Genomic DNA, 7,008 nt, shown 5'->3' on the forward strand with positions numbered 1-7,008 from the left:
CGAGAGGGATGCCGCGGCCGAGTCTGCGCGCCGAGCGGTCATCCGCCGTGCGCAGCGAGAGGCGGCGTCGGGTGTGGCCGAAGAACTGCCTCGCATCCTCGACTCACTGGATCGCTCGGTCACGGAGGCACGCCTCGCTCTGCGCGAGGCTGAAGCTGCGCGATCGGCGCAGAATCAGGAACTCGTCGCCCTGCGCGCGCAGGAGAGCTCTCTTCGGGAGCGGCTCGCCGGACTCACCGAGAGCGTGCACGGACTCGAGCTGCAGATCCACGAGAAGAAGCTCCACCTGAACAGCCTTCTCGAGCGCGTCGCTTCCGAGCTGGCTCTCGACGAAGATATTCTCGTTGCGGAATATGGTCCTGACCAGCTGGTCCCGCGCGATCCGGGCGTGGCGCCGCACGACGGCGATGAGCACACGGATGACACGGCCATACCGTTCGACCGTCGCATCCAGCAGCGTCGTCTCGCCGAAGCGGAGCGCAAACTCGCCCAGCTCGGTCGCGTGAACCCGCTGGCACTCGAGGAGTTCGCCGCTCTCGAGCAGCGGCACGCCTTCCTCACCGAGCAGCTGGCCGACCTCACCCAGACGCGCCAAGACCTCCTGACGATCATCACCGATCTCGATGAGCGGATGCAGACGATCTTCGCCAGTGCCTTCGAAGACACGAAGGAGGCGTTCGGGCAGGTCTTCCCTCTGCTGTTCCCCGGTGGGACAGGGAGCATCTCTCTGACGGACCCCGACAACATGCTGACGACGGGCATCGAGGTGTCCGTCCGGCCGGTCGGGAAGAAGATCGAGCGCCTCTCCCTCCTCTCCGGCGGGGAGCGGTCGTTGGCGGCCGTGGCGCTGCTGGTCGCGATCTTCAAGGCGCGGCCGAGCCCGTTCTACATCCTGGACGAGGTCGAGGCCGCTCTGGACGATGCGAACCTCGGCCGGCTGCTCACCGTCTTCGAGCAGCTGAGGGAGAGCTCGCAGCTGCTGGTCATCACGCATCAGAAGCGCACCATGGAGATCGCCGATGCGCTCTACGGCGTCTCGATGCGCCAGGACGGCGTCTCGGCGGTCGTGGGGCAGCGTGTCGGAGATCGGGCCGCGGCGGCCGTTTAGCGGATCGAACCGCCTCGCGCGGAGCATCCACCCGCGCAACCCGTAGGCTGGAGTGATGGCGGAGAAGTCCTGGTCTCTTGGTCGCGCACTGCGCGGCATGTTCGTCAAGCCCACCATCGATGAGACGACCTGGGAGGACCTCGAAACGGCTCTCATCACAGCCGACTTCGGACCTGACATCAGCGAGCGCGTCGTCGACGAGCTGCGCGTGAAGGTCGAACGGTACCGCACCACCGACCCCAAGGATCTTCAGCGCATGCTGCGGGAGACCCTCGAGGAGCACTTCGCCAAGTTCGACACGACGCTGAAGCTCACCGAGCGTCCCGCTGTCGTGCTCGTCGTGGGTGTCAACGGCGTGGGCAAGACGACGACCATCGGCAAGTTCACGAAGTTTCTTCGCGGCTATCAGCGCAGCGTGGTCGTGGGCGCGGCCGACACCTTCCGCGCGGCAGCGGTCGAGCAGCTCGCGACCTGGGCGCAGCGCGGCGGGGCCGCGATCGTGCGTCCGCAGCAGGAGGGGCAGGACCCGGCATCCGTCGCCTTCCAGACGGTCGAGTACGCCAAGCGTGAAGGCATCGAGATCGCCATCATCGACACGGCGGGGCGTCTGCACACCAAGGGCGGCCTCATGGATGAGCTCTCGAAGGTCCGGCGCGTGATCGAGAAGCAGGCCCCGATCAGTGAGGTGCTCCTCGTGCTCGATGCCACCACGGGCCAGAACGGCGTGATGCAGGCCGAGGCTTTCCTCGAGCACGCCGGCGTCACCGGACTCGTCCTCACCAAGCTCGACGGCTCTGCCAAGGGCGGCTTCGTGCTGGCCGTGCAGGAGCGCACCGGGATCCCGGTCAAGCTGCTCGGCCAGGGCGAGGGGATCGACGATCTGACCGGTTTCACCCCCCATGTGTTCGTCCAGTCATTGGTCGGTTGATGACGGGACTACCGCAGTGAGCACGAGGCTGGTTTCATAGCGTTATGGCGATCGAACACGACTACTTCGGACTCCTGTCCTCGGGTCCCGACGGCTCGATCTTCTGGTCGGAGACCGTGGAGCTCGGCGACCAGAGCGTCACCGTCGATCTGACCGCGCCGGATCAGGACGACGTGTCCGCCGATGCGCTCGACATCGCCGCGTCGCTCATCGCTGGCTTGGAGAGCGTCGACGACACCGCCCGGCGCGGCATGCTCGCCGAAGTCGACGACCGCACCAGTGAGGTGACCGAGTACATCCTTCAGCAGCAGGAGACGTACGGCGATGATCTTCCCGACGTCCTCGTCGACGTGTCCGGCGACGCGGCGGTCGACATCATCCGTTCCCTGCGCCTGATGAGCATGACCATCCTCGCTGATGAGCACGGAGGATCCGAGCCCTTCGCGGTGCTCGAGTACGCCCTCGACGACAGCTCGACGGACGACGTGCTGCTGGTGAACCTCGGCTCGGACGGCAGCGTGCAGTCCGTCATGAGCGCGGACTGAGCCACACCCCGGAGCGCGTCCGGGTCAGACGGCCTGGGCGAAACCGAGGTCTGCGCTGTCCGCGATGTGCGACAGGTGGGCGGGGATCTCGCGGCCCTTCGACCGCATCGACTGCGCCCACAGACGCCCGGCCCGATACGAGGACCGCACAAGGGGACCGGCGAGGACGCCGAGGAAACCGATACCCTCCGCCTCCTCCTTGAACTCGACGAACTCCGCGGGCTTCACCCACCGCGAGACCGGGAGATGACGAGGTGAGGGGCGCAGGTACTGCGTGATCGTGATGATGTCGCATCCGGCGTCGTGCAGGTCGTTCAGCGCCTGGACGACCTCTTCCGGCTCCTCGCCCATCCCGAGGATGAGGTTCGACTTGGTGATCAGCCCCGCGTCTCGCGCCTGGGTGAGCACGTTCAGGGACCGCTCGTAGCGGAAGGCGGGACGGATGCGCTTGAAGATGCGGGGTACGGTCTCGACGTTGTGTGCGAACACCTCCGGGCGGGCGTCGAAGATCTGACCGAGGAATGCCGGATCGGCGTTGTGCTCGTTCGCGAGCAGCTCGACACCGGTGTTCGGATTGAGCTCGTGGATCTTGCGCACCGTCTCGGCGTTGAGCCATGCGCCGGTGTCTGGCAGGTCGTCGCGCGCCACGCTCGTCACGGTCGCGTAGCGCAGGTTCATGCGGACCACGCTCTCGGCGACACGACGCGGCTCATCGGTGTCGTAGTCGGCGGGCTTCCCGGTGTCGATCTGGCAGAAGTCGCACCGGCGCGTGCACTGAGAACCGCCGATGAGGAAGGTCGCCTCCCGGTCCTCCCAGCATTCGTAGATGTTCGGGCAGCCGGCCTCCTGGCACACCGTGTGCAGATCCTCGCTCTTCACGAGGGAGTGCAGGGCCGTGTACTCGGGGCCCATCTTCGCCTTGGTCTTGATCCACTCCGGTTTGCGCTCGATCGGCGTCTCGGCGTTGCGGATCTCCAGGCGCAGGAGCTTGCGCCCCTCGGGTGCGGCGGTCATGCGGTGGCTCCTGTCAGTTCAGTGGTCGCGTACTCGGCCAGGAAGGCGCGGGTGACGGCGTCGACGAGGTCGAGCGGGGAGACGGCGGAGCCGGCCACCTCGCTCACCGTCGTGACCCCGGCGTCGGTGATCCCGCACGGGATGATTCCGCGAAACCCGGTCAGCGAGTTGTCGCAGTTGATGGCGAAGCCGTGCATCGTCACTCCCTGTTGCACGCGCACCCCGATCGCTGCGACCTTGTCTTCGGAGAGCGGTCGGCGCACCCAGACGCCGCTTCTGCCGTCGACCTGATAGCCGTCGACGCCGAACGGGCGCAGCACATCGATGAGCACGCGCTCGAGCCGACGCACATGGGCGACGACATCGATGGGCTCGACGAGGCGGACGATCGGATATCCCACGAGTTGCCCGGGGCCGTGCCAGGTGATCTTGCCGCCGCGATCGACGTCGATCACGGGAGTCCCGTCCTGTGGGCGCTCCTGCGGTTCCGTCCGCTTTCCCGCGGTGTACACCGCCTCATGCTCGAGGAGGATCAGTGTGTCCGGACGTGTACGTCCGACGACATCGGCGTGGATACGGCGCTGAAGATCCCATCCGTCGAGGTACGGTACGGGCGTCGGAGCGAATCCAGGGGTGAGGATCTCGAGCATCGCAGAACCGCTTTCCTTGAGTAAATGGACTGGGAACAACAATACCCCTCCGCACTGCCGACGGCGTCGTCGTGGTGGTCCTCGCGGTAGCGTGAGGGCATGAGTTCCCCTGGCAGGGCCGGTCGCCCCAAGGCGTCTTCGCGAGAGACGCTCGCAGAAGCTGCGTGCGAGCTCTTCCTCGAACGCGGATACGACGCCACGTCCGTCGCTGACATCACCCAGCGCGCCGGCGTCAGCCGATCCAGCTTCTTCAACTACTTCGCTTCGAAGAGCGACGTGCTGTGGTCGGGTGTCGACGAGCGCATCGGTCAGGCCATCGCTTCTCTCGAGCGGCTCGACAGGGCCGCGACCGGCGACGAGGTTCGCGACATCCTGCTACGTGTGGTGCACGACTTCGCCCCTGATCCGCTCGCGCTCGCTCTTCGGAACGCTCGGGCGATGGGGTTGGAGGACGAGCTCGTCCGCGACACCGGACTCCGCCTCGCCCGCCTGTCCACGGCGGTGTCGCGTGCGGCGTCCGCCGCCGGGGTCGATGTCATCCGCGCCGATATCCTGGGGGCCGCTCACGCGGCGGCGGTGCTGTCATCCTTGCGGGTCTGGGCGGAACAGGGAGCCGGACGCGGCACTCCCGAGACCGTCCTCCGGGAAGCGCTGGGGACGATCCACGACCTGCCCTGGTCCTGAGTCCGCACGGCGCTGAGCAACCGGCCTCCGCTCGCGTAGAATCAGAGCACCATGGCTACATTTGGCACGCTCTCCGATCGGCTCACCGAGACCTTCCGCAATCTGCGCACGAAGGGAAAGCTCACCGCGGCCGACGTCGACGGCACCGTGCGCGAGATCCGACGCGCCCTGCTCGACGCCGACGTCGCGCTCGTGGTCGTCAAGGAATTCACGGCGAAGGTGCGCGAACGCGCCCTCGGCGACGAGGTCAACAAGGCGCTGAACCCGGCCCAGCAGGTCGTGCAGATCGTCAACGAGGAACTCGTGCAGATCCTCGGCGGAGAGCAGCGTCGTCTGCAGTTCGCGAAGACCGCGCCGACCGTGATCATGCTCGCGGGCCTGCAGGGCTCCGGTAAGACCACCTTCGCAGGCAAGCTCGCCAAGCAGCTCGAGGGTGAGGGGCACACGCCGTTGCTCGTCGCGGCTGACCTCCAGCGCCCGAACGCGGTCACCCAGCTCCAGGTCGTCGCGGAGCAGGCCGGCGCATCGGTCTACGCACCGGAGCCGGGCAACGGCGTCGGTGATCCCGTGAAGGTGTCGCGTGACGGCGTCGAGTACGCGCGACGGCAGCAGCACGACGTCGTGATCATCGACACCGCCGGCCGTCTCGGCGTCGATGCCGAGCTCATGAAGCAGGCCGCCGACATCCGCAAGGCTGTGAACCCGGATGAGGTCCTGTTCGTCATCGACGCGATGATCGGTCAGGACGCCGTGAACACCGCCAAGGCGTTCCAGGAGGGTGTCGACTTCACCGGAGTCGTGCTGTCGAAGCTCGACGGCGACGCCCGCGGTGGCGCCGCACTCTCGGTGGCCTCCGTCACCGGCCGCCCGATCATCTTCGCTTCGACCGGCGAGCGCCTCGAAGACCTCGAGCCGTTCCACCCCGACCGCATGGCGAGCCGCATCCTCGACCTCGGCGACATCCTGACCCTCATCGAGCAGGCGCAGCAGGCCTTCGATGAGGAAGAGGCCATGAAGATGGCCGAGAAGCTTGCGACCGAGGCCTTCACGCTCGAGGACTTCCTCGACCAGCTTCAGCAGATGAAGAAGATGGGCTCGATGAAGAAGATGCTCGGGATGCTCCCGGGCATGGGGCAGATGAAACAGCAGCTCGAAGACTTCGACGAGCGTGAGATCGACCGCACCGAAGCCATCATCCGCTCGATGACGCCGGGCGAGCGACGCAACCCCAAGGTCCTGAACGGATCACGCCGTCTGCGTATCGCACGCGGATCCGGAATGACGGTCACCGATGTCAACCAGCTCGTGCAGCGCTTCGAGCAGGCCGCGAAGATGATGAAGACTGTTGCTCGTGGCGGCACCCCCAACATTCCCGGTATGGGGGCCGTTCCCGGCATGGGGCGTCCCGGTGCATCTTCCAAGCGCGGCAAGAAGGCCAAGTCCTCCGGCGGCTCCCGCTCGGGAAACCCCGCCAAGCGCGCGGCCGAGAATGCGGGGATCGCGTCATCCGTGACGCCCACCGGTTCCGGGTTCGGTCTCGGCGGCGGAGCGGCGAAGGCTCCGAGCGAGGCGGACCTCGCGGAGATCCAGAAGCTCTTCGGCAAGAGCTGAGCTCTTTCAGCGCGGCGCTGTGAGAGACGGTGCCGCCGTCACCTGCGTGTTTCGCCCCTGAGGCGGCTTCGGCTGGGAGACGAGTTGTCCCAACACCAGAGCGCCGAGGGTGAGCATGAACCCGGTCGCCTGCAGCGGCGTGAACCGCTCGCCCGAGATCAGCACGCCCAGGACCGTCGCGACGATGGGGGAGAGCAGGGCCAGAAGGCCTGGGGCGATCACCGGCAGCTGCTGCACACCGCGGAACCACAGCGTGTAGGCGACGATCCCCCCGGCGGTGGCCAGCCACAGGTATCCGAGAGCGGCACCGCCGTCGATCGTCGCCGGCACGCCCTCGACGATCAGCGTGAGCGGCAGCAGCAACAGGCCGCCCGCGCTGAGCTGCCAACCGGCGTAGGACACGGGGCTCACCCCGACGGGACGGCCCCAGCGCTTGGTCAGGATCATCCCGACACCCGTCGCCGTGAC

Annotated in this window: 8 protein-coding genes; 5 read left to right on the forward strand and 3 right to left on the reverse strand. The window is 67.0% G+C overall.

Annotation, left to right across the window (positions count from 1 at the left end):
• From KZA10_RS05335 to KZA10_RS05345, 3 genes are all read left to right on the forward strand, one after another.
• Positions 1-1,108: AAA family ATPase (locus tag KZA10_RS05335; RefSeq protein WP_256934449.1), on the forward strand; the 1,108-nt coding region annotated here is incomplete at its 5' end.
• 55 nt (positions 1,109-1,163) lie between these two features.
• Positions 1,164-2,036: a signal recognition particle-docking protein FtsY gene (gene ftsY / locus KZA10_RS05340; protein WP_141385979.1), complete on the forward strand. Its 873-nt coding sequence runs from the start codon at positions 1,164-1,166 to the stop codon at positions 2,034-2,036.
• A 44-nt stretch (positions 2,037-2,080) separates the two neighbouring features.
• Positions 2,081-2,581, forward strand: a complete 501-nt coding sequence (locus KZA10_RS05345; RefSeq protein WP_017830742.1) for a DUF2004 domain-containing protein — start codon at positions 2,081-2,083, stop codon at positions 2,579-2,581.
• 24 nt (positions 2,582-2,605) lie between these two features.
• Here KZA10_RS05345 and lipA read toward each other — a convergent pair whose 3' ends face one another.
• Positions 2,606-3,595 (reverse strand): lipoyl synthase, encoded by a 990-nt coding sequence (lipA, locus tag KZA10_RS05350; protein WP_141385980.1) that lies wholly within the window; start codon positions 3,593-3,595, stop codon positions 2,606-2,608.
• Positions 3,592-4,245 carry a lipoyl(octanoyl) transferase LipB gene (gene lipB, locus KZA10_RS05355; RefSeq protein WP_127482411.1) on the reverse strand — a complete coding sequence of 218 codons (654 nt, stop codon included), beginning with the start codon at positions 4,243-4,245 and terminating at the stop codon, positions 3,592-3,594. The genes lipA and lipB overlap by 4 nt, the downstream gene beginning before the upstream one ends.
• 99 nt (positions 4,246-4,344) lie before the next feature.
• Between lipB and KZA10_RS05360 the strand changes: the two genes are divergently transcribed.
• Entirely contained in the window at positions 4,345-4,929 is a 585-nt protein-coding gene (locus KZA10_RS05360; RefSeq protein ID WP_017830739.1) for a TetR/AcrR family transcriptional regulator, read from the forward strand.
• Positions 4,930-4,980: 51 nt separating this feature from the next.
• The gene (gene ffh, locus KZA10_RS05365; protein ID WP_218682356.1) at positions 4,981-6,540 is read left to right on the forward strand and encodes a signal recognition particle protein; all 1,560 of its coding nucleotides are present in this window, start codon (positions 4,981-4,983) and stop codon (positions 6,538-6,540) included.
• A gap of 6 nt (positions 6,541-6,546) precedes the next feature.
• On the opposite strand, the gene KZA10_RS05370 is transcribed toward ffh, so the two are convergent.
• On the reverse strand, positions 6,547-7,008 hold a 462-nt coding region (locus tag KZA10_RS05370; RefSeq protein ID WP_218682357.1), incomplete at its 5' end, for an EamA family transporter.

Source organism: Microbacterium sp. BF1 (genome assembly GCF_019279095.1).
Taxonomy (GTDB): domain Bacteria; phylum Actinomycetota; class Actinomycetes; order Actinomycetales; family Microbacteriaceae; genus Microbacterium; species Microbacterium maritypicum.